The organism is Variovorax soli, from assembly GCF_031454625.1.
Lineage (GTDB): Bacteria > Pseudomonadota > Gammaproteobacteria > Burkholderiales > Burkholderiaceae_C > Variovorax > Variovorax soli_A.
Map to the genome: position 1 here is coordinate 88,460 of NZ_JAVDRF010000010.1, position 24,838 is coordinate 113,297.

Annotated in this window: 26 protein-coding genes; 15 read left to right on the forward strand and 11 right to left on the reverse strand. The window is 69.4% G+C overall.

Annotation, left to right across the window (positions count from 1 at the left end; translation table 11 throughout):
- On the reverse strand, positions 1-942 hold the full coding sequence (locus J2739_RS20580) for an ABC transporter permease (protein ID WP_309905308.1): 942 nt from the start codon (positions 940-942) through the stop codon (positions 1-3).
- Between the two features lie 76 nt (positions 943-1,018).
- On the reverse strand, positions 1,019-2,587 hold the full coding sequence (locus J2739_RS20585; protein ID WP_309905039.1) for an ABC transporter substrate-binding protein: 1,569 nt from the start codon (positions 2,585-2,587) through the stop codon (positions 1,019-1,021).
- A gap of 183 nt (positions 2,588-2,770) precedes the next feature.
- Here J2739_RS20585 and J2739_RS20590 point away from each other — a divergent pair, with 183 nt between their 5' ends.
- Positions 2,771-3,160 (forward strand): RidA family protein, encoded by a 390-nt coding sequence (locus tag J2739_RS20590; RefSeq protein WP_309905041.1) that lies wholly within the window; start codon positions 2,771-2,773, stop codon positions 3,158-3,160.
- On the forward strand, positions 3,114-4,010 hold the full coding sequence (locus tag J2739_RS20595) for a peptidoglycan DD-metalloendopeptidase family protein (RefSeq protein ID WP_309905043.1): 897 nt from the start codon (positions 3,114-3,116) through the stop codon (positions 4,008-4,010). Before J2739_RS20590 ends, J2739_RS20595 begins: the two co-directional genes overlap by 47 nt.
- Before the next feature lie 6 nt (positions 4,011-4,016).
- Here the strand turns inward: J2739_RS20595 and J2739_RS20600 are convergent, their stop codons facing one another.
- The 4 genes from J2739_RS20600 to J2739_RS20615 all read right to left on the reverse strand — a co-directional run bounded on the left by J2739_RS20600 (position 4,017) and on the right by J2739_RS20615 (position 7,740).
- Entirely contained in the window at positions 4,017-5,354 is a 1,338-nt protein-coding gene (locus J2739_RS20600) for a type II toxin-antitoxin system HipA family toxin (RefSeq protein ID WP_309905046.1), read from the reverse strand.
- 4 nt (positions 5,355-5,358) lie between these two features.
- Entirely contained in the window at positions 5,359-5,601 is a 243-nt protein-coding gene (locus tag J2739_RS20605) for a helix-turn-helix domain-containing protein (RefSeq protein ID WP_309905048.1), read from the reverse strand.
- A 131-nt stretch (positions 5,602-5,732) separates the two neighbouring features.
- Complete coding sequence (lolD, locus tag J2739_RS20610) at positions 5,733-6,491, reverse strand: lipoprotein-releasing ABC transporter ATP-binding protein LolD (RefSeq protein WP_309905050.1); 759 nt, start codon at positions 6,489-6,491, stop codon at positions 5,733-5,735.
- The gene (locus J2739_RS20615; RefSeq protein WP_309905052.1) at positions 6,484-7,740 is read right to left on the reverse strand and encodes a lipoprotein-releasing ABC transporter permease subunit; all 1,257 of its coding nucleotides are present in this window, start codon (positions 7,738-7,740) and stop codon (positions 6,484-6,486) included. The genes lolD and J2739_RS20615 overlap by 8 nt, the downstream gene beginning before the upstream one ends.
- A 65-nt stretch (positions 7,741-7,805) precedes the next feature.
- On the opposite strand from J2739_RS20615, the gene J2739_RS20620 reads away from it, so the two are divergent.
- From J2739_RS20620 to J2739_RS20635, 4 genes are read left to right on the forward strand one after another with little or no spacing between them, the layout of a single operon-like run.
- Positions 7,806-8,777: a hypothetical protein gene (locus tag J2739_RS20620; protein ID WP_309905054.1), complete on the forward strand. Its 972-nt coding sequence runs from the start codon at positions 7,806-7,808 to the stop codon at positions 8,775-8,777.
- Positions 8,777-10,579, forward strand: coding sequence for a single-stranded-DNA-specific exonuclease RecJ (recJ, locus tag J2739_RS20625; protein ID WP_309905056.1), 1,803 nt, complete (start codon positions 8,777-8,779; stop codon positions 10,577-10,579). The genes J2739_RS20620 and recJ overlap by 1 nt, the downstream gene beginning before the upstream one ends.
- Positions 10,580-10,583: 4 nt before the next feature.
- The gene (locus J2739_RS20630) at positions 10,584-11,462 is read left to right on the forward strand and encodes an NUDIX hydrolase (RefSeq protein ID WP_309905058.1); all 879 of its coding nucleotides are present in this window, start codon (positions 10,584-10,586) and stop codon (positions 11,460-11,462) included.
- Between the two features lie 58 nt (positions 11,463-11,520).
- A complete protein-coding gene (locus J2739_RS20635) occupies positions 11,521-12,126 on the forward strand; it encodes a hypothetical protein (protein WP_309905061.1) in 606 nt (201 codons plus the stop codon).
- Between the two features lie 43 nt (positions 12,127-12,169).
- Here J2739_RS20635 and J2739_RS20640 read toward each other — a convergent pair whose 3' ends face one another.
- From J2739_RS20640 to J2739_RS20650, 3 genes are read right to left on the reverse strand one after another with little or no spacing between them, the layout of a single operon-like run.
- On the reverse strand, positions 12,170-12,838 hold the full coding sequence (locus J2739_RS20640; RefSeq protein WP_309905063.1) for a hypothetical protein: 669 nt from the start codon (positions 12,836-12,838) through the stop codon (positions 12,170-12,172).
- A gap of 50 nt (positions 12,839-12,888) precedes the next feature.
- Positions 12,889-13,911 carry a response regulator transcription factor gene (locus tag J2739_RS20645; RefSeq protein WP_309905065.1) on the reverse strand — a complete coding sequence of 341 codons (1,023 nt, stop codon included), beginning with the start codon at positions 13,909-13,911 and terminating at the stop codon, positions 12,889-12,891.
- Complete coding sequence (locus tag J2739_RS20650; protein ID WP_309905067.1) at positions 13,908-17,513, reverse strand: hybrid sensor histidine kinase/response regulator; 3,606 nt, start codon at positions 17,511-17,513, stop codon at positions 13,908-13,910. Before J2739_RS20650 ends, J2739_RS20645 begins: the two co-directional genes overlap by 4 nt.
- A gap of 32 nt (positions 17,514-17,545) precedes the next feature.
- On the opposite strand from J2739_RS20650, the gene J2739_RS20655 reads away from it, so the two are divergent.
- The 7 genes from J2739_RS20655 (at position 17,546) to ureG (ending at position 22,546) form a co-directional block, all read left to right on the forward strand.
- On the forward strand, positions 17,546-17,848 hold the full coding sequence (locus tag J2739_RS20655; protein ID WP_309905069.1) for an urease subunit gamma: 303 nt from the start codon (positions 17,546-17,548) through the stop codon (positions 17,846-17,848).
- A 16-nt stretch (positions 17,849-17,864) separates the two neighbouring features.
- Positions 17,865-18,467, forward strand: a complete 603-nt coding sequence (locus J2739_RS20660; RefSeq protein WP_309905070.1) for a HupE/UreJ family protein — start codon at positions 17,865-17,867, stop codon at positions 18,465-18,467.
- The gene (locus J2739_RS20665; RefSeq protein ID WP_309905309.1) at positions 18,467-18,772 is read left to right on the forward strand and encodes an urease subunit beta; all 306 of its coding nucleotides are present in this window, start codon (positions 18,467-18,469) and stop codon (positions 18,770-18,772) included. Before J2739_RS20660 ends, J2739_RS20665 begins: the two co-directional genes overlap by 1 nt.
- A gap of 3 nt (positions 18,773-18,775) precedes the next feature.
- Entirely contained in the window at positions 18,776-20,494 is a 1,719-nt protein-coding gene (gene ureC, locus J2739_RS20670) for an urease subunit alpha (protein WP_309905073.1), read from the forward strand.
- Positions 20,495-20,602: 108 nt separating this feature from the next.
- A complete protein-coding gene (ureE, locus tag J2739_RS20675; protein WP_309905074.1) occupies positions 20,603-21,196 on the forward strand; it encodes an urease accessory protein UreE in 594 nt (197 codons plus the stop codon).
- Complete coding sequence (locus tag J2739_RS20680) at positions 21,196-21,885, forward strand: urease accessory protein UreF (protein WP_309905076.1); 690 nt, start codon at positions 21,196-21,198, stop codon at positions 21,883-21,885. The genes ureE and J2739_RS20680 overlap by 1 nt, the downstream gene beginning before the upstream one ends.
- A gap of 10 nt (positions 21,886-21,895) precedes the next feature.
- Complete coding sequence (gene ureG / locus J2739_RS20685) at positions 21,896-22,546, forward strand: urease accessory protein UreG (RefSeq protein WP_309905078.1); 651 nt, start codon at positions 21,896-21,898, stop codon at positions 22,544-22,546.
- A gap of 74 nt (positions 22,547-22,620) precedes the next feature.
- On the opposite strand, the gene J2739_RS20690 is transcribed toward ureG, so the two are convergent.
- Positions 22,621-23,142: a hypothetical protein gene (locus J2739_RS20690; RefSeq protein WP_309905081.1), complete on the reverse strand. Its 522-nt coding sequence runs from the start codon at positions 23,140-23,142 to the stop codon at positions 22,621-22,623.
- A gap of 196 nt (positions 23,143-23,338) precedes the next feature.
- On the opposite strand from J2739_RS20690, the gene J2739_RS20695 reads away from it, so the two are divergent.
- Together J2739_RS20695 and J2739_RS20700 are read left to right on the forward strand one after the other, a co-directional pair.
- On the forward strand, positions 23,339-23,608 hold the full coding sequence (locus J2739_RS20695) for a DUF1488 family protein (protein WP_309905083.1): 270 nt from the start codon (positions 23,339-23,341) through the stop codon (positions 23,606-23,608).
- 88 nt (positions 23,609-23,696) lie between these two features.
- The gene (locus tag J2739_RS20700; RefSeq protein ID WP_309905085.1) at positions 23,697-24,407 is read left to right on the forward strand and encodes an aspartate/glutamate racemase family protein; all 711 of its coding nucleotides are present in this window, start codon (positions 23,697-23,699) and stop codon (positions 24,405-24,407) included.
- Positions 24,408-24,486: 79 nt separating this feature from the next.
- Here J2739_RS20700 and J2739_RS20705 read toward each other — a convergent pair whose 3' ends face one another.
- Complete coding sequence (locus tag J2739_RS20705) at positions 24,487-24,699, reverse strand: hypothetical protein (RefSeq protein ID WP_309905087.1); 213 nt, start codon at positions 24,697-24,699, stop codon at positions 24,487-24,489.
- Positions 24,700-24,838: the final 139 nt, after the last annotated feature.

The window sequence follows — 24,838 nt, forward strand, 5'->3', positions numbered from 1 at the left end:
TCACAGCTTCACGCGCGGATCCACCACCGCATACAGCAGGTCGATCGAGAAGTTGATGAGCACGTAGATCGCGGCGATCACGAGCAGGGCTCCCTGGATCACCGGATAGTCGCGGCGCAGCACCGCGTTCACCACCAGGTTGCCGACGCCCGGGAGGCCGAACACGGTTTCGGTGACGACGGCGCCGCCGATCATCAGCGCGATGGTCAGGCCCAGCACGGTGACGATAGGCACCAGCGCATTGCGCAGCGCGTGCTTCAACACCACGGTGCTCTCGGCCAGACCCTTGGAACGCGCGGTGCGCACGTAGTCCTCGCCCAGTACGTCGAGCATCGAGGCGCGGGTGAAGCGGATGATCAGCGCCGAGTTCAGCAGGCCCAGCACGGTCGCCGGCAGGATCAGCGCATGCAGGCGCTCGGCCAGCGGCGCACCGGGCGCGCCGTAGCCCGAAACCGGGAACCAGCCCAGCGAGACTGCGAAGATCTGGATCAGCACGATGCCCAGCCAGAAGCTCGGGATGCTGGCGCCCAGCATCGCGATGCCGGTGAAGAACTGGTCGACCGCGCGTCCGCGGAACACGGCCGAGACGATGCCGCAGGGCAGCCCGATCAGCGCCGCGATCGCCACCGCCATCAGCGACAGCAGCGTGGTCGGCTCGGCGCGTTCCATCAGCGCCTGCGTGACCGGGCGCTGAAGGAAGATCGACTGGCCCAGGTTGCCCTGCAGCACCTCGCGCAGCCAGTAGCCGAACTGCACCGGCAGCGGCTTGTCGAGGCCGTATTCCTTCTGCACGCGGGCAATGTCGGCGGCGGTGGCCTGGTCGCCCAGCAGCACCGATACCGGATCGCCCGAGGCGGCGCGCGTCAGGATGAAGACCAGCACGGCGACGATGGCCAGCACGACGAGCATGCCGGCGAGGCGGGAGGCCAGGTAGCGGACCAAGGTTGGTGTTGTCATCGGGTGAATGTGGAAGCGGTGACCTTCGTCTTCGTTCTGCGTTCGGCTGCCCGGATGCGGCTTACTTGATCCGTGCGTTCCAGAAGAAGGGCCAGGTCATCGGCTGGTAGTTGTCCAGCGCCGGGCTCTTGGCCGAGAGGCCGTTGAACTTGCCGACGTTGACGTACGGCACCTCGTCGTAGACCACCTGCTGCACCTTGCCCCAGAGCTGGCCGCGTTTGGCCGGATCGCTCTCGACGTTGAACGCCGCGAGCGCCGCCTTCTTGGCCGGCGTGTCCCACCAGCCCGGCGCACCGTCGCCGAGTTGCGGCGGCGAGAGCATGGGCTCGGGGAACTGGCCCGAGTGGGTGACGTAGATGTCCCACAGCTTCGGGTCGTTGCGCCGCTGCACCAGCGTGGCCCAGTCGACCACGTTGAGGTCGACCTTGAAGCCGGCGCGCTTGAGCTGCTCGGCCATCAGGAGCGCCATGTTGTAGTGGAAGTCGTACTGGCGGCTGGTCAGCACCCGGATCGGATCGCCCTTGTAGCCGGCCTTGGCGGCGGCCTCCTTGGCCTTGGGGGCGTTGCGCTGGTTGTAGAGCTCGGTGCCGCCGGTCGCGTAGAAGGGCGAGCCCTTGGGGAAGTGATTGCCCTCGGCAACGAAGAAGCGCGTGTCGCCGAAGCCGGCCGCCAGCATCTCGCCCTCGCCCAGCGCCAGCTGCACCGCCTGGCGCACCGGCTGGCTGGCCATCACGCCTTCCTTGGTGTTGAACACGAGGTAAGGAAAGCCGAAGGCCGGCGTCATGATCGGCAGCGTCTTGCCGGCGGCCTTCTCCAGCCGCGGCAGCGCCTCCGTGGGCAGCAGGTCGGCGAAGTCGTACTGGCCGGCCAGCGCGCCCTCGACGCGAGTGTTGGCATTGGGCACCGGCACGAAGCGCAGCTCCTCGATGGCCGCCTCGCGCTTGCCGCCGTAGCCGCTGGGGGCTTCCTTGCGCGCGCTGTACTTGTCGAATTTCGTGAGCAGCACGTACTGGTCGGGCCGGCGCTCCTTGAACTTGTAGGGGCCGGTGCCGACGAAGTCCTTGAGCGGCTGCGCGATCGAATCCTTGGCCATGATCGCGGCCATGCCGCTGGGCAGCGCAAACTGGGCCAGGAGCGGCGCATAGGGCTGCTTGAGCACCACCTCGACGGCCAGCGGGCCCTTGGCCTTCAGACTCTCGATCTCCTTGGCCACGGCCTTGCCGCGGGGTGACTGGTCCATCCAGCGCTGCAGGCTGGCGACCACATCGTCGGCGTTCAGTTCGCGGCCGTTGTGCAGCATCACGCCCTTGCGGATCGTGATGGCGTAGGTCTTGCCGTCGGCCGAGATCTTCGGCATGCCCTCGGCCAGCATGGGGACGACGTTCCACTTGGCATCGAAGGTGTAGAGCGGCTCGTACACATGCTGCATGATGGTGCCGACCAGGTCCGCGGTGGAGGCCATCGGGTCCAGCGTCTGGGGCTCGGCCACCATGGCCAGGGTCGCGAAGTTGCGCGCGCCCTGGGCCTGCGCCGGCACTGCCGCCAGGCCGGCGAGCGCGAGCAGGCAAGCGCCGAGCAGGCTGCGCTTCGAGAGTGCGGGCTGGCCGCTTCGGCGTCCGGGGGTCTGCATGTAGAACTCCTTCGTGATCGATGAAATGAAAAAAACTTTCTCTTCGGGCCGGACTTTGAAGCAAGCAGCGCGCCAATACATGGGTGTAAACCCTAGATTTCAGGTTTTCGTCTGAAATAGAATTTCATGAAGCCGGCCTTGCCGACGCCTCAAACCCCCTTCTCTTTCACTCAGGAGCTTCCCATGCCGCTCGAATACCTCGGTGTCTCGCCCAACGCCTCGGACCGCCAGATCCGTCCCCTGTCCCCCGCCGTGCGAGCCGGGGATTTCGTCTATGTCTCGGGCCAGGTGCCGGCCGATGCCAAGGGCGAGATCGTGCTGGGCGGCGTCGAGGCCCAGACCCGACAGGTGATGGAAAACATCAAGTCGGCGCTGGCGCTGGCCGGCGCTACGCTGGAAGACGTGTGCAAGAGCACCGTGTGGCTGCATGACGCGCGCGATTTCGGTGCCTTCAATCGGGTCTACATGAGCTACTTCAACGGCAACTTCCCGGCACGCTCGACCACCGAGGCGCGGCTGATGGTCGATGCCAAGGTCGAGATCGACGTGGTGGCCTACAAGCCCAAGGCCTGAGCCCATGCACCTGAAGCGCCGCGAAGCCCTGCTGAGCCTGCTCGGGCTGATGGCCCAACCCGCCGCGCAGGCGGCGCAGGACCTGCAGGCATGGCCCCGCGCCTTGCAAGTCCCCGGCGGCGTGGCCCGGCTCTCGCTGGGTCCGGGCGCCCGGCGGCCGCAGGCGCGCACCGAGGAGGACGTGCCGCTGCTGGTGCTGGGCGATGCCATCGAATGGACCGCGCTGGTGGGCATTCCGCTGTCTGCGCCGCCGGGCGAGGCTCGTATCCGGGTTCCGCGGGAGGACGGCGGCGTGCGCGAGCTGCCCTATGCGATCGGACCCAAGCGCTACCGCGAACAGCATCTCAAGGTGGCGCCCGGCCAGGTCGACCTGTCGGCTGAGGACACGGCTCGCTACGAGCGCGAGCGCGCCCACCTGCAGACGGTGATGGCCACGTTCAGCGAGCTCCTGCCTCCGGGCGAGCTGCGCATGCGCGTGCCGGTGCCGGGGCGGCGTTCCAGCTCCTTCGGCCTGCGGCGCGTGTTCAACGGCGAGAAGCGCAACCCGCACAGCGGCATGGACATCGCGGCGCCCACCGGCGCGGCGGTGAGGGCGCCGTTGGACGGCCGGGTGATCGACACCGGCGACTATTTTTTCAACGGCAACACCGTCTGGCTGGACCATGGGCGCGGGCTGCTCACGATGTACTGCCACCTCAGCGCGATCGACGTGAGGCCCGGCGATCCGGTCAAGGCCGGCGAGCGCTTCTGCGCGGTGGGGGCCACAGGCCGTGTGACCGGCCCGCATCTGCATTGGTCGGTGATGCTGAACCGGGCCATGGTGGACCCGGGGCTGTTCATCGAGACCTGAGGAGCCCTAGTCCGCGGGCATGGCCTCCAGCGCCTTCGCGGACGCGGCAAGCCCACCCAGGATGGACTGCGCCACCTTCGGCGGAAAGCCGGGGGGCAACTGCGATTCCATTCGCGCAATGACGCCGGGCGTGGCATCGAGCACCGAGGCGACGATGTCTTCGGCGTCGGGTCCGTGGCCACACAAGCGCGCCGTCGCATTGAAGTGGCGCCGCTGGATGGTCGAGCGCCGATAGTGCCTGTTCTTCCCCATCACGGCCATCGCCAGCTTGGCGTCATGACGCGAGAACTGGTTGGGGCCGGCGCCCTCCACCGGCCAGATGGACATCACGTCGTAGAGCGGCGCGAGCCTGAAGCGCCCCTGCGGCAGCAGGTGGATGCTGAAGTTCTTGGCGTGGCCGGCCGGTGCCGCGAGCATCCAGAAGACCAGCTGCGCGGCGAGCAGCGTCCGCAGGTCCTCGCGCGCATGGACCGACTGCTGCAGGATCTTGGCCAGGTCCAGCAGACCCGGGCCGCCGTCCGCCTCGTACTTGAGGTGCGAAGGGACGCCCAGTGCCTGGCAGAAGTCTTCCTGGGGCAGGCGCATCAGCCAACTGCCCGAGGAATGGAGCTGCCGGTCGAAGCGCTCGACGGCCAGCACCTTTTGACTGCCGAAGCCAAGGATGGCGCAGCGCGGAACCGCGAGGCCGTAGGCCCCGAGGATGTTCAGGCAGAGCCATTCGTTCTCCACCGAGGTGCTGAAGTCCGCCTGCCGGTGTCCCACGAGGCCCAGCGGCAGCTTCAGGATGTGCGTCGTCGGCGTCGCGCCGTGCGGCCGCATCCACTGCTGGTCGTGCCACAGGAGCGCAGTCTTTTCCTGCGCCCCGGCCAGCGAGATGCGCAACGCGTCCGCCTCCTCGGGCAAGCCGCCCAGGCGGCCCGGCGTCACGGTCTGCAGGAGCAGCGCCTCGACCTCGTCCACCGACATCGGCGTCCCCGATATCTTGTGCAGACTCGCCGGCGCGTCGTCCTCGGCAAGGAGCTGGATGGCGCCGATGCAATCGCGTCCGACCGCCTGCAACAGCTCGAACGCGTCCGTGGACGCAGTGCCGAAACGCGTGGCGATCCGCTCGCGGATGGCGCGGCTGTCAGGCAGCAGGTTGTCGAAGTAGCTGTTGACGACGGCACCCTTGAGCCCGCCCGATGCAAGGGGAAGCGACAGCGACAGGGGGCGCCCGGCCGGCGCAGCCATCCATGCCGGGTCGTAGACGAGCTCCGGTTCGCCACGCGCGGGAATCCGCCAGGCGCCGACCCGTTCGCCGTTGGCCCAGATCGACAGGGCCCGTGAATGCGATCTGCGGCCCACGGGCTCACCACTCCTGGGACGCGGACGCGTCCGATCTCGACTGGACCATGAGCTCCATGCCGAGCAGGCCGAAGAGCGCGAGCAGTTGCTCGAGGCTGACGGACTCCGGGTGAAGCTCCATGTGCGAGATGCGGCTCTGACTGATGCCCATGCGGTTCGCCAGCTCGGTCTGCGACAAGCCGGCCGCCCGCCGCCCCGACTTCAGGAGCGGGCCGAGCTGTGAGGGTGTGGCAAGGAGCTGACGCATGTGTCTTTGCCCATGGGACGGATATCCCGCATTTTACTCATTGGATGGGTAATCGAAAATTACCCACTAAACTGGTAAATACAATTTACCCGCATCATGGGTAAAAAAGCGTTGCCCCCGGAGGTCCGGTTTCACTGCCCGTTGTCCAGCCGCCCCGCCGCCAGCCGCAGCACGCGATCGCATCGCTGGGCCAGCCCTGTGTCGTGCGTGACCACCACGAAGGCGGTGCGGCGCTCGTGCGCCAGCTTCAGCATCAGCGAGAACACGCCGTCGGCGGTGTTGCGGTCGAGGTTGCCGGTAGGCTCGTCGGCCAGCACGCAGTCGGGCTGCGTCACCAGCGCGCGGGCGATCGCCACGCGCTGGCGCTCGCCGCCGGACAATTCGGCCGGCCGGTGATGCACCCGCTCGGCCAGCCCCACGGCGGCCAGCATCGCGCTGGCCGCGTCGGCGGCCTGCTGGGGCGGCATACGGCGGATCTTCAGCGGCATCGCCACGTTGTCGAGGGCGCTGAACTCGGGCAGCAGATGGTGGAACTGGTAGACGAAGCCCAGATGCGCGTTGCGCAGCCGGCCCTGCTCGGCCGCATCCACATGCGCGATGTTCTTGCCATGCAGTTCGACGCTGCCGCTGGTGGGCGCATCGAGCCCGCCCATCAGGTGCAGCAGCGTGCTCTTGCCGGAGCCGGAAGCGCCGACGATGGCCAGCGTTTCGCCGGCGCGCACGTCGAGGTCGACGCCGTGCAGCACCGTGAGGTCGATGCGGCCTTCGTGGAAGCGCTTCGTCAGGCCGCGGACCTGCAGGACGACGCCATCGGCGCCGGGCCTCTGCAAGCCGTTTGCCACCGCCTCAGGGGACCGCGACGACACGCCGAGCGTCACGGCGTCATTCATAGCGCAGCGCCTCTGCCGGGTTGACGCGGCTCGCACGCCAGCTCGGATAGAGCGTGGCCACGAAAGAAAGCGCCAGCGAGATCAGCGCGATCGGCAGGATGTCGCCCCGCTGCGGATCGCTGGGCATCTTGCTGATCAGGTAGATGTCCTGCGGCAGGAAGCGCGCGTTGAAGAGCCGCTCCAGCGCCGGCACGATCACGTCGATGTTGTAGGCGATGCCCAGGCCCAGCAGCAGCCCGGCCAGCGTGCCGATCACGCCCACCATCGCCCCCTGGACCACGAAGATGCTCATGATGCTCTTCGGGCTCGATCCCAGGGTGCGCAGGATCGCGATGTCGGCGCGCTTGTCGGTCACCGTCATGACCAGCGTCGAGACCAGGTTGAAGGCTGCGACCGCCACGATCAGCGTGAGGATGATGAACATCATGCGTTTCTCGACCTGCACCGCGGCGAACCAGGTCTTGTTCTGGCGCGTCCAGTCGCGGATCAGGAACTCGCCGGGCAGGGTCACCGCCAGCTCATCGGCCACCTCGCGCGCGCGGTGCAGGTCCTTGAGTTTCAGGCGCAGGCCGCTCGGCCCTTCGAGCCGGAACACGCGCGCCGCATCCTGCTCGTGGATCATCGCCAGCGCCGAGTCGTATTCGTAGTGGCCCGAGTCGAAGGTGCCGACCACGGTGAACTGCTTGAGCCGCGGCACCACGCCGGCCGGCGTGACCTGCCCGCCCGGCGCGATCAGCGTGACCTGGTCGCCCGGCTGCACGAAGAGCGAGCGCGCCAGCTCGACGCCCAGCACGATGCCGAATTCGCCCGGCACCAGCTTGGCCAGCGCGCCCTTCTGCGCGGTGGTGGAGATGTCGGTCACCTGCGGCTCCAGCGAGGGCTCGATGCCGCGCACCAGGGCGCCCTTCATGTCCTCGCCGCGCGCAATCAGCGCCTGCGCGGCGATGAAAGGTGCCACGCCGACCACGTTGGGGTTCTTGCGCGCCGCCGCGGCGATGGCGTCGATGTCGGCCAGCGCCTGGCCGTCGCGCGAGAAGATCTCGATGTGAGAAATCACGCCGAGCATGCGGTCGGTCACCTCTTTCTGGAAGCCGTTCATCACGGAGAGCACGATGATCAGCGCCGCCACGCCCAGCGCGATGCCGAGCATGGAGACTCCTGAGATGAAGGAAATGAAGCCGTTGCGCCGCGTCGCCCGGCCTGCGCGCGTGTAGCGCCAGCCGAGCTGCAGTTCGTAGGGGAAAGGCATCAGGCCTCCCGCCATGCATGGGGGTCGTACATCTCGACGATTGTGGCATCCCGGACAATACGCCCATGCCTGCCGCTCCCGAGTCGCCCCATCTCCTGATCCCCTTTGCCGGCCGCGGCACGCCGGAATGCCGCAAGGCGCTGCACGGCTTGCGACTGCCCGGGCTCGAAGCCCTGCTCTCCCGCCTGTCGCCGGTGCACGAGGACCTGCAGGACGAGAGCACGCTCTCCCCGCCGCACGAGCGCGCCCTGGCCGCGGCCCTGGGCATCGCCGCGCCCGACGGGCAGATCCCCTGGGCCGCGCTGGAGGCACGCCGGGCCGGGCTCGACGGCGCCGTCGGCGAGGAGGGCGGCTGGGGCATCGCCACCCTGTGCCACTGGCAGGTGGGCATCGACGACGTGCTGCTCGGCGATCCCGGCGCGATTCGCATCGACGCGGCGGAGTCGGAAGCCCTGCTGGCCATCGCCCGACCCTATTTCGAGGAGGACGGCATCGCGCTGCACGCCACGAGCACGCCGGGCCGCTGGCTGGTGCGGGGCCGCATGTTCGACGGGCTGGCCACCGCTTCGATCGACCGCGCGATCGGCCATCCGATCGCGCAATGGTCGCCCTTGTCCGACGGCGCCCGCCCCTTGCGCCGGCTCCAGAACGAGATGCAGATGCTGCTCTACACCGAACGCGTCAACGACGAGCGCACCGCGCGCGGCGTGCCGCCCATCAATTCCTTCTGGCTCAGCGGCACGGGGCATCTGCCTCTCGACGCTGCGCCGATGCAGACCGGCCCGCAGGTCGCCGATGGCCTGCGCGAGGCGGCCTTGCGGGACGACGGCGCGGCCTGGGCGCAGGCCTGGGCCACGCTCGACGCGGGCCCGGTCGCCGAACTGCTGGCCGCGTACAACGCGGGCGCCAGGGTAATGCTCACCCTGTGCGGCGACCGCGCTGCGCGCCGTTTCGGCGTGGAGCCGCGCGGCCTCGCGGGCTGGGCGCGCTCCCTCTTCCAGCGCGCCAGCGCGCCGGCCGTGCTGGAGACGCTGTGATGAAGATCGTGGCCCGCACCATCCCCCCCCGCAGCGCGTGGATGCTCGAGCAGGCCGGGGTCCATCCCCTGCTGGCGCGCCTCTACGCCGCGCGCGGCGTGCAGACCCGTGACGAGCTGGACGACGGGCTGGCGCGCCTGCTTGCGCCCGAGGGCCTGCGCGGCGCGCGCGAGGCCGCGCTGCTGCTGGCCGATGCGATCCGCGACGACAAGCGCCTGTGCATCGTCGCCGACTACGACTGCGACGGCGCCACCGCCTGCGCCGTCGCCCTGCGCGGCCTGCGCCTGCTCGGCGCGAAGCACGTGAGCTATCTGGTCCCCGACCGCGTGGTCGACGGCTACGGCCTCACGCCGCCGATCGCCGAGCGCGTGGCGGCCACCGGCGCCGACGTGCTGATCACGGTGGACAACGGCATCGCCAGCGTCGAGGGCGTGGCCGCGGCCAAGGCGCGCGGCCTCGCGGTGCTGGTGACCGACCATCACCTGCCCGGCCCGGCGCTGCCCGCGGCAGACGTGCTGGTGAATCCCAACCAGCCCGAGTGCGGCTTCGACAGCAAGAGCATTGCCGGCGTCGGCGTGATGTTCTACGTGTTGCTGGCGCTGCGCGCCGAACTGCGCTCGCGCGGCGTGTTCGATCCACCGACCGATGCCGGTCTGCCCCAAGGCGGCCGAGCCTCCCTCTCGGGGGCTGGCGAAGCACACGAAGCGGCAAGCCGGGGGGCCGGCAGACCCCAGCCGAAGCTCGACGCGTTGCTGCCGCTGGTCGCGCTCGGCACCGTGGCCGACGTGGTCCGGCTCGACGCCAACAACCGCCGCCTGGTCGCCCAAGGGCTGCGCCGCATCCGCGCCGGCGTCATGCCGGCAGGCTTGGCCGCCCTCTTCAAGGCCGCGGGCCGCAATTCGGCAGCGGCCACCACCTTCGACTTCGGCTTCGCGCTCGGCCCGCGCATCAATGCGGCCGGGCGACTGGCCGACATGACGCTGGGCATCGAATGCCTGACGACCGACGACAGCGCGCGCGCCGAGGAGCTGGCGCGCCTGCTCGATGGCATCAACCGCGAGCGCCGCGACATCGAGGGCGACATGCGCGAGCAGGCGCTGCGCCTGGCCGAGTCGCTGTTCGACGAGGACGCCAGCGCGACGCCGCCGGCAGCGATCAGCGTCTTCGATGGCGACTTCCACGAAGGCGTGGTCGGCATCGTGGCCTCGCGCATCAAGGACCGCTACCACCGGCCCACCTTCGTGTTCGCGGCCAGCGCCGCGCCGGGCAAGGAACACGAGCTCAAGGGCTCGGGGCGCTCGATCCCCGGCTTCCACCTGCGCGACGCGCTGGACCTGGTGGCCAAGCGCCATCCCGGCGTGCTGCTGCGCTTCGGCGGCCACGCGATGGCGGCAGGGTGCACCGTCGCCCAGGAACACTTCGAGACTTTCGAGCGGGCGCTCGCGCACGTCGCTGCCGAGTGGCTCGACACGTCGGCGCTGACCCGCCGCATCGACACAGACGGCCCGCTCGCCCCCGAGTACCTGCGCGTGGACCTGGTCGACACGCTGCACCGCGAGGTCTGGGGCCAGGGCTTCGCGCCGCCCACCTTCAGCGAGGAGGTGGAGGTGATCTCGCAGCGGCTGGTGGGCGAGAAGCACCTCGCGCTCAAGCTCAGGCACAAGGGCCAGCCGGTCGACGGCATCTGGTTCGGCCACACCGAGCCGCTGCCGCCGCGCGTCGTCATCGCCTTCCGCCTCGACGCGGACGAATGGCAGGGCGTGCGGCGCGTGCGCTTCCTGGTGGAAGGTGCGGAGATCTGATGCCATGAACCCGCCCGTGACCGAAACACCCATCCCCATCCGCCCCGCGGCCACCGTGCTCATCTGCCGCGACGGCGGCGCGGGGCCCGAGGTGCTGATGATCCAGCGCCATGCGCTGTCGGACGTGCATGGCGGCTCCTATGTCTTTCCGGGCGGCAAGGTGGATGCGGCGGATGCACAGCTGGATGTGCTGGCCCACCTGGACGAGGCGCCCGAGCGACTGCACGCGCGCCTGGGCGACCCGGACATCGACGCAGTCACCGCGGCCGCCATCCACGTCGCCGCGGTGCGCGAGGTCTTCGAGGAATGCGGGCTGCTGCTGGCCGAGGGCGTCGATGGCCCAGGCGCAGAGCAGGCCGCTGCGCTGTGCGCCGCAGGCCTGAGCTTCAACGACATGCTCGGCCGCCTCGGCCGGCGACTGGCCACCGGTGCCATGCGGCCCTGGTCGCGCTGGATCACGCCGCCGCAGGCCCTTCATTCGCCGGGGAAGCGTTTCGACACGCGCTTCTTCATCGCCCGCGCCCCTGTTGGCCAGGAGGCGCGGCACGACGCGCACGAAGCCGTGCTGAGCGCCTGGCTGCGCCCCCGCGCGGCGCTGGAGCGGTATTGGGAGGGCGAGATCGCGCTGGCGGCGCCGCAGGTCATGAGCCTCGCGCACCTGGCGCGCCATGCCAGCGTCGACGCGATGATGGCGGAGGCAGAAGGCCGCGTACCCAGCGTCGTGCGCCCGCTGACCTTCGAGATCGACGGCCACCGCGCCACCGCCTATCCGGGAGATGCGTTGCATCCGGAACGCGTCCGCGTGATGCCCGGCCCCTTGCGCCTGGTGCTGCGCGGCCGGCGGCTGGAGCCGCCCGGCGGCTTCGACGACCTCTTGCGATGAGGACGTAGCACCCGCTCACTACACTTGCTGCGGCCTCATCGCGGCACGGACACACTGCATGGAACTCCTCACCCTGACGGCCCTGCTTCTGCTTGCCGCCTATCTGCACAAGACCCGCGAACAAAAGAAGCGCATCGCGCTGCTGGCCAGCCACCTGGGCCGCTACCAGATCGAGACGCTGATGGAAAACCTGACCGAGGGCTACCTGCGCTGCCTGGGCGAGGACGATCCGGAGCGGCGCGAGCAGATCTGGAAGCTGCTCGACACCACCGAGCAGACGCTCGCCGGCCAGTTCCAGCGCTTCGCCGCTGACTTCGCCCGGGTCGAGGACGCCGACGCGCGCGTGAGCACGTTGCCGCTGGCCCTGCCCTTCGCGCAAGCCCTGTTCCCGGCGAAGACCTTCGACATGCGCACCGCGCTGGCGATCCATGCGCGCGGCATTGCCGATACGGCGGCCAACAGCCTCCAACAGGCCCCCAAGAGCAAGGCCTACACCATGTCGGCCGAGCTCTTCCTGATGCAGCACACCTGCCACTGGTACTGCCGCTCCCGGGCGGTGGCCTCGGCACGCATGCTGGCGCGGCACAAGACCTCGTATGCGCAGCTGGTGGATTCGGTATCGCCCGCAACGCGGCGGGACTACCGTGCGCTGATCGGCGCCTGAGGCACGCCCGCCAGGCACGGCGCCGCGCAGGCGCCGAGCCCGGCTATCGCCCGAACTCGTGATTCAACCCGACCGAGAAGCTGCGCACGCCCGCCGGCCCGGTGCGCGCCGCACTGAGATCGATGCTGATCATCGGCGTGATGCTGAAGCGCGCGCCGACGCGCGAGGTCCAGAGGCCGAAGGCGCGGTTGCGTTCCGCGATCAGCGAGACCGTGTCGTTCAGCGCCCACTCGCCCGCGAGGCCTCCGCGGCCGGTGCGCTCGCCGCTGCCGGTGGCCCAGTCGGCGCCCAGGTTGGCATGGACCATCAGGCTGTCGGTGGCCCGCCACGTCAACGGAAGGACGAACTGGCCGCCGCTGCGGCCGCCGCGCCGCGGCAGTTGGGAAGCGAAGCCCAGGGAGACGGCCGCGCTCCACGGCGCCTCGGGCTCCTGGCCCAAGAAGGTCCACTTGAGCTGCGGTCCGAGCACGTGGACCGTATCGCCGGGCGCCGAGATGCGCTCGATGTTCAGCCCCAGCTCGACGGGCCCGACGCGGCAGGCCGGCCCGAGGTGCCACAGCGTGGCGTCCTCGCTGCGCACGCGGGTGCCCCAGAACTCGTACTGGCAGCGGTCGGGATCGAGCATGCCCGCGTCGTCCACTTCGAAATGGCCTCCGGCCTGGGCGGAAGCCGCGGCCAGCCAGAGAGGGACTGCGAGTGCGCGTCGGATCATGGCGGCGCATTCTAGAAGCGGCCCGTGTCAGTTCATCCGCGCACAGACCCTCATAGCTCGAACTGCGGCTGCAGCTCGCGGATGCGCTTGATCGCCACGCCGGCAGCCGCGGTGCGGGTCTCGACGCCGAGCTTCACGTAGACGCGCTCCAGGTGCTTCTTGGCGGTGGCCGGGCTCGCACCGAGGATCTCGCCGATGTCCCGGTTGGTCTTGCCCTTGACGACCCAGTAGAGCACCTCGGCCTCGCGCGCGGTGAGCTTGAGGCTCAGGCTCATCGCCTCGATGACCGCCGAGTCGGAGACCTCGCGCATGATGATCAGCCAGTCGTCCCCCGCCTCGTCCTGCCCGGTCTGCTGGTGCAGGCGCAGGTTGAGCGTCGCGGCCCCGTGCGCGATGGCGAGCACGGGCGGCTCGATGTGGCGCTGCCGCGCATCGGGCAGGTGCCGGTGCAGCCACTCCAGCACCGCCGGCGGCGTGGCCGGCGCGCTGCTCCCGCAGTAGCGCTGCAGCAGCTCGCGGGCCAGCACGGTCTGCCAGATCAGCCGGCCTTCGGGCATGCGCACGGTGAAGCTCGCGTAGCCGAAGGCATCGAGCGCATTGCGCGCCTGGCCGGCCTGCTGCGCGGCCTGCCGCGCCCGGCGGGCGCCCTGCAGGTGCACGTTCATGCGCGCCAGCACTTCCTTGGGCTTGATCGGCTTGGTGACGTAGTCGACCCCGCCCGCCTCCAGCGCCGCGACGAGGTGCTCGGTCTCGGTCAGGCCGGTCATGAAGACGATCGGGATGTGGGCGGTCGCGGCATCGGCCTTGAGCCGGCGCGCGACCTCGAAGCCGTCGATGCCCGGCATCATCGCGTCGAGCAGCACGATGTCGGGCCGTGCCTGGGCCGCGCGCTGCAGCGCCTGCTCGCCGCTGGTGGCGACCAGCACGGCGTAGCCCGATTCGTCCAGCGCGTCGTGCAGCACGGCGAGGTTGTCGGGCACGTCGTCGACGATCAGCACCAGGTCGCCGGTGCCGGCGTGCTCGCGCAGGCTCTGGAGCAGGGGGGGCGGGCTCTCGCTGCCCTTGGCACTCATGGCGTGCTCCCCGCCGCGGCCAATGCGCGGCTCATCGCCTCGAACTGGAACTGGCGGGCCAGCGCGCGCTGGGCGGCCGTCCAGGCCGCGCACTCGGGCTGGGCGGCGTCGATGGCGTCGAGCTCGTTCATGATGCCGCGGAAGTATCCCAGGCCGACCGCATCGCCGAGCGCGCGCAGGCGGGCAGCGTCGGGCAGCGTGCCGGCGGGCTCGGCCGGCGCGGGCTGCGAGGACACCGCGTTGTCGCTCCACCGCAGCACCAGCCGGCGCTCCAGCCAGTCGAGCAGCTCGCTGTGGCGCACCGGCTTGACGAAGAAGTCCTCGGGCGCAATGCCGGCATCGTTGTCCAGGCGCTTGTCGAAGGCATTGGCGGAGACGATCGCCACCTGTGCCTCGGCCAGGCCGAGCGCGCGGGCGCGGCGGATGGTCTCCCAGCCGTCGATACCGGGCATGGCCAGGTCGACGAACATCGCATCCGGATGCCAGCCGGCCGCCACCAGGTCGAGCGCATCGTGGCCGCTGGCCGCCGTGCGCAGTTCGAAGCCCAGCGGCGCCAGCAGCTGCACGAGCAGCTCGCGGTCGGCCTCCTCGTTGTCGACCACCAGCAGGCGCCGGCGCGGGCCTTCGTAGCCGCGGCGTGGGCGCGGCGCCGGCACCGCCGCAATGCGGCGGCGGCCCACGCCGGGGCTCTGGTGCACGCGGGGCAGGAACAGGCGGACGCGGAACAGCGAGCCGGCCCCGGGTGCGCTCTGCACCTTCATCTCGCCGCCCATCAGGTCGATCAGCATCTTCGCGATGGTCAGGCCCAGGCCCGCGCCCGGCGCCGACGGGCCCGCACTGGCGCCGCGCGCGAAGGGCTCGAAGATGCGGCCCAGCTCCTCGGACGACATGCCGGGGCCCGTGTCCTCGACCTCGATGGCCGCGAACTCGCGCGCATAGCGCAGGCGCAGGGTGACGCGCCCGTCGGCCGTGAACTTGATCGCGTTGCCCAGCAGGTTGATGAGGATCTGCCGCACGCGCTTCTCGTCGGCCCGCACCAGCTCGGGCAGGTCGCCTTCGGGCTCGAAGCGGAAGGCGAGCCCCTTCTCGGCCGCCTGCAGCTCGAACATGTCGGCCAGCTCGCTCATGAGCTCGGCGAACTGCATGGGCCGGGCATGCAGGGTGAGCTTGCCGGCCTCGATGTGGGCGATGTCCAGCGTGCCCTCGATCAGCGACAGCAGGTGCTCGCCGCCGCGCTTGATCACCGCCACCGCCTGCCGCCGGTGCGGCGGCACGGCCGCGTCCTCGCCCATGAGCTGCGCATAGCCGAGGATGCTGTTGAGCGGCGTGCGCAGCTCGTGGCTGATGGCGCTGATGTAGCGGCTCTTGGCCTGGTTGGCCTGGTCCGCCTGCTCCCGGGCCTGCTCGGCCGTCTGCTTGGCCGCCTGCAATGCGCGGTCGGTCTCGCGATGCAGCTCGATCTCGCGCATCAGCAGCCGGGTCTGGCGGTTCGACTCCTCCTGCGCCACCTTGCGGCTCTGGTGCGCGAGCACCAGCCACCAGGCGACGATGCCGGCGATGAGCAGCAGCGCCATGTAGGCCTTGAGGAAGCCGGAGCGCAGCGAGGCGGTGGACTGCGCCATGCCGGCCAGCACGCTCTCGCCGATGCCGCGCAGCTCCTGCTGGTAGAGCACGCCGAAGACCGCGGCCAGCAGGGGCACGACGATCAGCATCAGCAGCAGGAAATGGCCGAGGCCGGTGTCCAGGTAGGGCCAGACGCGGCGCGGAAGCAGCCATCGCAGGGCGCCCGACCATTGCGCCGACAGGCTCGCCGCCGGCTTGCACAGGTCGCCGCAGCGCGCATCGAGCGTGCAGCACAGCGAGCAGATCGCGCCCTGATAGGCGGGGCAATGCGCCATGTCGGGGCCCTCGTAATCGCGCTCGCAGATCACGCAGCGCTGCGTGCTCAGGCGCCGGTAGCTGCCGGCTTCGGATTCGACCCGCGCCCAGCGCACCGCGCGCGGCCCCGTGGCCGGCCCGAAGGGCGCGGTGCCGCCCGGTTCAGAAACCCGCGCGATGTAGTACTTGCCGCGGGTCACCCAGGCGATCAGCGGCGCGGCGGCGAAGGCCGTGCCCAGCGCGATCAGCGCCGAGAAGGCCTGCGCGGTCCGACCGAAGGCGCCCAGGTGGGCGCTGATGGACAACACAGAGGCCAGCGCCATCGCGCCCACGCCCACCGGGTTGATGTCCCACAGGTGCGCGCGCTTGAATTCGATGCCCGGCGGCGACAGCCCCAGCGGCTTGTTGACCACGAGGTCGGCCACCACTGCCATCATCCAGGCGATGGCGATGTTGGCGTACAGGCCCAGCACGTCGCCCAGGGCCTCGAATACGTTCATCTCCATCAGCATGAAGGCGATCAGCGCGTTGAACACCACCCACACCACCCGCCCCGGATGGCTGTGGGTGACGCGCGAGAAGAAGTTGCTCCAGGCCAGCGAGCCGGCGTAGGCGTTGGTGACGTTGATCTTGAGCTGCGAGACCACCACGAACAGCGCGGTGGCCGCCACCGCCCAGCCGTATTTCGGGAACACGTACTCGTAGGCAGCCAGGTACATCTGGTTCGGGTCCACCGCGCGCTCCGGCGGCACCATGTGGCCGATGGCGAGGTAGGCCAGCAGCGCCCCGCCCAGCATCTTGAGCACGCCCAGCACAACCCAACCCGGGCCGCCCGCCAGCACCCCGGCCCACCAGCGGCCGCGGTTGGCGGCGGTGCGGACCGGCATGAAGCGCAGGTAGTCGGCCTGCTCGCCCATCTGGGTGATCAACGCGATGCCGACTGTCAACGCAGCACCGAAGAGGTGCAGGTCGAACCCGATCTGGCCCGACTTCAGGCCGTTGTAGTGCGCGATGCCCGCGAACGCACCAGGATCGCGCGCCAGTACGTAGGCAAAGGGCACCACGAGCATCAGCAGCCAGACGGGTTGCGTCCAGACCTGCAAGCGGCTGATGGCCGAGATGCCGTGCGTCACCAGCGGAATGACCACCAGCGCGCAGACCAGGTAGCCCCAGGCCGGCGGTACGCCCAGCGCCAGCTCCAGCGCATAGGCCATCACCGCGGCCTCGAGCGCAAAGAAGATGAAGGTGAAGGAGGCGTAGATCAGCGAGGTCAGCGTGGAGCCGATGTAGCCGAAGCCGGCGCCGCGGGTGAGCAGGTCCATGTCCACGCCGTACCGCGCGGCATAGACGCTGATGGGCAGGCCGGCCAGGAAGATGATCAGCCCGGTGGCCAGGATGGCCCAGGCCGCATTGACGAAGCCGTACTGCACCAGCAGCGTGGCGCCGACCGCTTCGAGGATCAGGAAGGAGGCCGCGCCGCCGAAGGCCGTGCTGGCCACGCGCCATTCCGACATGCGACGAAAGCGCTGCGGCGTGAAGCGCAGGGCGTAGTCCTCGAGGGTCTCGCGCGCGACCCAGCTGTTGTAGTCGCGCCGGACCTTGACGATGCGCTGCGGCGCTTCGTCGCTGGCGAACGGGGGGGCGGCAATCGGATCGTCCACGCCGCACCGGGTGCAGGTTCCGTGCCACCGGCACGACTGTTGCAATGTCCCGAGGCTGCCCATAATGGCCGCCAACCAAGCCCTCCGACACGCTCATGGAACTGACCCCGCGCGAAAAAGACAAGCTCCTGATCTTCACGGCCGCCTTGCTGGCAGAGCGGCGCCGCGCACGCGGGCTGAAGCTCAACTACCCTGAAGCGGTGGCGCTGATCTCCGCCGCCGTGATGGAAGGCGCGCGCGACGGCAAGACCGTGGCCGCGCTGATGAGCGAGGGCCGCAGCATCCTGTCGCGCGCCGACGTGATGGAGGGCGTGGCCGACATGATCCCCGACATCCAGGTCGAAGCGACGTTCCCGGACGGCACCAAGCTCGTCACGGTCCATCAGCCCATCGTTTGAACAACAACAGCACACCATGACCCTCCGCCTGCTTCGCCGAGTCCCCCTGCTCCTGATTGCCGCGCTGCCGCTGGCCGCGGCCGCCCACACCGGCGCCGATGCCGGCCTGCACCACGGCTTCGCAGCCGGCTTCGTGCACCCGCTCGCCGGGCCGGATCACCTGGCCGCAATGGTGGCGGTGGGCCTGTGGAGCGCGCTCACCGCGCGCCGCCCCTGGCCCGATCTGCTGTGGGCCCCGCTGGGCTTCGCGCTGATGCTGCTGGCCGGCGCCTTGATGGGTCTGGCGGGCGTGCAGTTGCCGGCGGCCGAACCCATGATCGCGGCCTCGCTGCTGGTGCTAGGGCTGCTGGTCTTGACGCGGCAGCGGCTGCCGGCGTGGGCTGCGGCGGCGCTGGTTGGCATGTTTGCACTATTCCACGGCGTCGCGCACGGGCGGGAACTGGCGGGGGAATCGGGCGCCGCGCTCACGCTGGCCGGCATGCTGGCCGCGACGGTGCTGCTGCACGCCGCGGGCATCGCCATCGGCTGGACGCTGCGCCACCGTCATCGCCGGGCGCCGCGCATCGCGGGCGCGGCGGTCGCGATCTTCGGCATGGCATTGCTCGGTGGCCTCGCATGATCGTTCCCGGCGAACTCATCACGGACGAGGGCGAGCACGTCCTCAACCCCGGCCGCCGCACGCTGACACTGGTGGTGCGCAATGCAGCGGATCGGCCGATCCAGGTCGGCTCGCACTACCACTTCGCCGAGACCAACGGCGCACTGGACTTCGACCGCGGAGCCGCGCACGGCATGCGGCTGAACATCGCCTCGGGCACCGCGGTGCGCTTCGAGCCGGGGCAGCAACGCACGGTCGAGCTGGTGGACTTCGCGGGCGACCGGGTGGTCTACGGCTTTCGCGGACTGGTTCAAGGAAAGCTCTAGCACATGGCAACCATCGGCCGGCGTGCCTACGCCGAAATCTTCGGTCCTACCGTCGGCGACCGCGTGCGGCTGGCCGACACCGATCTCGTGATCGAGGTCGAGGAGGACTACACCCTGCGCGCCGGCGGCTACGGCGAGGAAGTCAAGTTCGGCGGCGGCAAGACCATCCGCGACGGCATGGCGCAGTCGCAGCGCACGCGCGCCGAGGGCGTGGTCGACACCGTCATGACCAATGCGCTGATCCTGGACCACTGGGGCATCGTCAAGGCCGACATCGGCCTGAAAGGCGGCCGCATCGTCGCGATCGGCAAGGCCGGCAATCCCGATGTGCAGCCGGGCGTGGACATCGTGATCGGCCCGGGCACCGAGGTCATCAGTTGCGAAGGCACGATCGTGACCGCGGGCGGCATCGACAGTCACATCCACTTCATCTGCCCGCAGCAGATCGAGGAGGCCCTGGCTTCGGGCATCACCACCATGCTGGGCGGCGGCACCGGCCCGGCCACCGGCACCTTCGCCACCACCGCGACGCCCGGCCCCTGGCACATCGAGCGCATGCTGCAGGCCGCCGACGCCTTCCCGATGAACCTCGGCTTTCTCGGCAAGGGCAATGCGACCCTGCCGGCGGGGCTGACCGAGCAGATCGACGCCGGCGTGATCGGCCTCAAGCTGCACGAGGACTGGGGCACCACCCCGGCCGCCATCAGCAATTGCCTGGACGTGGCGGACGCCACCGATACGCAGGTGGCGATCCACAGCGACACGCTGAACGAGTCGGGCTTCGTCGAGAACACCATCGCGGCGGTGAAGGGCCGTGCCATCTGCGCCTTCCATACCGAAGGCGCGGGCGGCGGCCATGCGCCAGACATCCTGCGCGTGGTGGGCGAGGCGAACTTCCTGCCCTCCTCCACCAACCCGACGATGCCCTACACCGTCAACACGCTCGACGAACACGTCGACATGCTGATGGTCTGCCACCACCTCGACGCCGGGATTCCCGAGGACCTGGCCTTCGCCGAGAGCCGGATCCGCAAGGAGACCATCGCGGCCGAGGACATCCTGCACGACCTGGGCGCGATCAGCATGTTCAGCTCGGACAGCCAGGCCATGGGCCGCGTCGGCGAGGTGATCCTGCGCTGCTGGCAGACGGCGCACAAGATGAAGGCCCAGCGCGGCAAGCTGCCCGAGGACGGCAGCCGCAACGACAACGCACGTGCCAGGCGCTATGTGGCCAAGTACACGATCAACCCCGCCATCGCGCACGGCATCTCGCACGAGGTGGGCAGCATCGAGGTCGGCAAATGGGCCGACCTGGTGGTGTGGAAGCCCGCCTTCTTCGGCATCAAGCCCTTCACCATCCTCAAGGGCGGCAGCATCGCGATGGCGGCGATGGGCGACCCCAGCGCCTCGATTCCGACCCCGCAGCCGGTGCACTACCGGCCGATGTTCGGCGCCTTCGGCGGTTCGTTGGCGAAGAGCTCGCTGACCTTCGTATCGCAGGCCGGACTGGCGGCGGGCATCGGGGAGCGCTATGGCCTGTCGAAGACCTTGAGCGCGGTGAAGAACATCCGCGGGGTGCGCAAGCAGGACATGGTGCACAACAGCCACACGCCGAAGATGGAGATCGATGCGCAGACCTATGCGGTGCGGGCCGATGGTCAGTTGCTCACCTGCGATCCGGCGGTGGTGTTGCCGATGGCTCAGCGATACTTTCTGTTCTGAGCCGAACACCACGACGGTCGTTTCAGCCCGGGGCGGCATTCGATCGCCCGCCCATTGAGTGCACGCGACAGGCGAACATCCGCCACCTCGAATCTTTCTCTTTTGTCCATGCTCACAGCCAACAAACTCATGCCCCAGGGCGGCGGCCTCGCGCCGGTGCTTCTCAAGCGCGCCGCCACGGTCGAACTGGACTGGGACGTGCGCCAGAAGAGCCGCTTCGACGCCACCGATTCCCAGGGCCGCCAGCTCGGGGTGTTCCTGCCGCGCGGCACCACGGTGCGAGGCGGCGACGTGCTGGTGGCGGAAGACGGCTCGCTCGTCAAGGTGATCGCTGCAAAGCAGCCGGTGCTGGTCATCACGCACTGCAGCGAGCACGGCACGCTCTTCGACCTGATGCGCGCGGCCTATCACCTGGGCAACCGGCACGTGCCGATCGAGCTCAAGCCCGATCACCTGAAGATCGAGCCCGACCATGTCCTGGCCGGCATGCTGCGCTCGATGCACCTGATCGTGCGCGAGGCGGAGGAAGCCTTCGAGCCCGAAGGTGGCGCCTATGGCGCGCAGGGACATTCGCACGGCGGCGCGCCAGTCGGACCGGTGCTGCATCCGGACGCCTATGCCGCGCCGCATCCGCACGATCGGGCCCCAGATGACCACGGCCCTTCGCACGACCACGCGCATGGCCACGGCCATTCGCATTGATGGCTGAAGCGCCGGGCGCCCTGACTGCGGCCAGCCTGCTGCAGCTGATCTGGTTGGCCTCGCCGGCTTTGCCGGTCGGCGGCTTCTCCTACTCGGAAGGCCTGGAGGCCGCCATCGAATGGGCCGGCGTCGGCAACGAGGAAGCAGCCTCCGAATGGCTGGCCGGCCAGCTCCACCTGAGCCTCGCGCGCAGCGACCTGGCCGTCGTCGTGCAAGCGATCCCCGCCTGGCGCAGCGGCGAGATCGCGCGCATCGGCGAACTCAACGACTGGGTGCTCCAGACGCGCGAATCGGCCGAGTTCCGCCTGCAGACCGAGCAGATGGGCCGCTCCTTCGTCGAGTGGCTGAAGCTCCGGCACGCCGATGCCGCCGCGGTTTTCGGCGCGCTGCCCGCCAGCTATCCGCTGGCCTTCGCCTTTGCGGCCAGCCGCACCGAAGCCTCGGTCCGCGACGCCTGCCTGGCCTTCGCCTTCGGCTGGGCCGAGAACATGGCGGCGGCCGCGGTCAAGGCGGTGCCGCTGGGCCAGAGCGCCGGCCAGCGCATCCTCGGCCGCCTGGCCGCAGAAATTCCCGCTGCAGTGGACCGGGCGCTCGCGGTGGCGGATGATGAGCGCCAGGCTTTTTCTCCCATGCTCGCCGTGCTGTCGGCACGACACGAAACCCAGTACTCGCGACTTTTCAGAAGCTGAACCCGCATCCATGAGCTCCGCCCTGCACCACATCCCCCATCGCACCAAGAGACTGCCGCCGCTGCGCGTGGGCATCGGAGGCCCGGTCGGCTCCGGCAAGACGACGCTGCTCGAAATGCTCTGCAAGGCGATGCGCGACAAATACGACCTGATCGCCATCACCAACGACATTTACACCAAGGAAGACCAGCGCCTGCTGACGGTGGCCGGCGCGCTGCCGGCCGAGCGCATCATGGGCGTGGAGACCGGCGGCTGCCCGCATACCGCGATCCGCGAGGACGCCTCGATCAACCTCGAGGCCATCGACCGCATGCTGGCCGAGTTTCCCGATGCCGACGTGGTCTTCGTCGAGAGCGGCGGGGACAACCTGGCTGCCACTTTCAGCCCCGAGCTCAGCGACTTGACGATCTACGTGATCGACGTCGCGGCCGGCGAGAAGATTCCGCGCAAGGGCGGCCCCGGCATCACCAAGAGCGACCTGTTCGTGATCAACAAGACCGACCTCGCGCCCTACGTGGGCGCCGACCTCGAGGTGATGGCGTCGGATACCCGGCGCATGCGCAAGCAGCGGCCGTTCGTGATGACCAATCTCAAGACGAAGGACGGGCTCGCCGACGTGGTCTCCTTCATCGAGGAGCGGGGCATGCTGGCGGAGCATTGAAGTCGCACGACCGCCTCGGACACCGTGAATGAACCCGGCTAGGAGGCTTCCTTCCCTGCGTCTTCCCAGCGCCTTCAGAGCTCGTTCGCGTCCCTGAGCTGCCGCGCCTTGTAGACCAGCCGGACGCTGGCGCTGCGCGCGTGGTGGACGTGCTGGGCGTAGACGTCGATGTCGTCCCGCGTCCAGGCCGCGTAGGCACTCCCCGGGTCGCTGGAGGCCAACTCTGGGCCGAACCGGCTGCGGCCCCAGGCCACCAGCTCTGCAAAAGCCGCCGCGCCCAAGTCGGGCGCCACCTGCGCTGCCGCCACCCACTCCATCCGCCGCAACTGCCCGTCGGCCAGGTAGAAAACCGGCTCGAAGAGCAGGCCCGCAATGGGTGCTGGCGCGCCGCGCCACAGGCCGGCGAGGCCACCCGCGAGACGCTGCGGCCGTTGCACGCGCTCCAGTCCGGGCAGCGCGGCTTGCAGTTCCTGGGCCGTCATGCCCAGGCGCACGCCGGCCGGCAGTGCCTGGGCCTGCGCGACACCGGCCGCCAGGCCAAGGAGCGCGGCGAACAGGATCGGACGGAGGGGGCAAAAAACGATGGGGCGACGCATGGCAGACGGCAAAAGCAAAGCCGGGTCTGAGTGGCGCGCGCAGCAGGAAGTTCGGCTGATCGGGAAGCTTGGCGTGCCAGTCTTGAAAGCGCTGCGATTGTGAAATAAGTCACGCTCTGTAAGACGCATAGACCTTCAGGCCTATTTTTTGCTGAACCGGGACATCCGATACTGCCATACGAATACCAAAGTTCCCATGGCTTCCGAAGCAATCTTCCTTCCCGCGGCTGGCAGCGTCCAGTTCGCCATCTACCCCGACGGGTACGACGGCGCGCGCATCATCGCCAGGATCGACGAAGAGGTGCTGCACGACCGCTTTCACGCGGCGGACGGCGAATCGGAGCTGGTGAGCACCTACGACCGCAACGCCGACTCCATCGACGCCCTGGCTACGGCCCGTTACCGCGAGAACCCGCGGGTCGAAATCCGCCTGCGAAGCACGGACTTCCAGTCGGGCGGTTTCTAGGCGGCCTTGCAAGCGCTGCGCGGCGAAGGGCGCGCCGTGGGGAATCGCGTTTCAATAGCGCCTTCAGCACTGACGCAAGCCCCCACCCATGCCCCAGCACATCGGAATCGTCGGCTGCTCCGCCGAAGGCGCGGCCCTCTGCTATCGCACGATCTGCGCGGAGGGCGCCCGGCTTCTGGGCCCACATGCCCACCCCGAGGTTTCGATGCACACGCCCTCGCTGGCCGAGTACGTGGCATGTTTGGACCGCGGCGACCTCGCCGGCGTGGGCGAGTTGATGCTGACCTCCGCCCGCAAGCTCGCGCAGATCGGCGCCGACTTTTTGGTCTGTCCCGACAACACGATCCACCAGGCCCTGCCAATGATCACGGCGCGTTCGCCGCTGCCTTGGCTGCACATCGCCGAGGTCGTGGCCCAGGAAGCCGTCGCCCGGGGCTTCGGCCGGCTGGGCCTGACGGGCACGCGCTGGCTGGTCGACAGCGAGGTCTATCCCGAGGCGCTCGCGGCACGCGGCCTGGCCTGCGTGCGCCCCGACGAGGCGGAACGCGATGACACCCACCGCATCATCATGGACGAGCTGGTCTATGGCCGCTTCGAGGAACGCAGCGTAGCGCGCTTCCAGCAGGTCATCGGGCGGATGAAGGACGAAGGCTGCGAAGCCGTCATCCTCGGCTGCACGGAGATCCCGCTGATCATCGGCGACGCCAACTCGCCGCTGCCCACCTTCGACTCCACGCGGCTGCTGGCGCGGGCAGCGCTACGGCGCGCGATCGAGGGTCCGCGCAGCGGGAGGGCGTGAGCCGCCGTGGCACCCGCTCGCTCACCTGCCGGTAACCGCATCTTGGGGACGCAGCCCCAGGACATGAGAAATGCAGGGGTCAACCGAGCTGGGGAGGCGTTGGCGGCGACTTCGCCATCGGCGCGGGCTCTTGCTGTTGTTGCTGGGGCTGCGGCACGCCGGCCGGGGCCAACCCCCGTCTCGCAATGCCCTTGACCAAGTGCCGAGACACGTGATGCGTCTTGGCCAGCAACGCCAGAGCTTCGCTGCGCGCCGGCTCGCAGGCCGGCAGCAATTTCTGCAATGAACTCATGTGGTCGTCCTCTTTGAGGGCCGGGAAACGAAGACTTCGCTCTACGTCGGTGCACGCAGAATTTCATTGCTCGGGGTACGCGGCTCCCGGTACGGCCGCGGGGATGGATTATCTGCCTGCCAGCGCCGGCGCGCCAGTC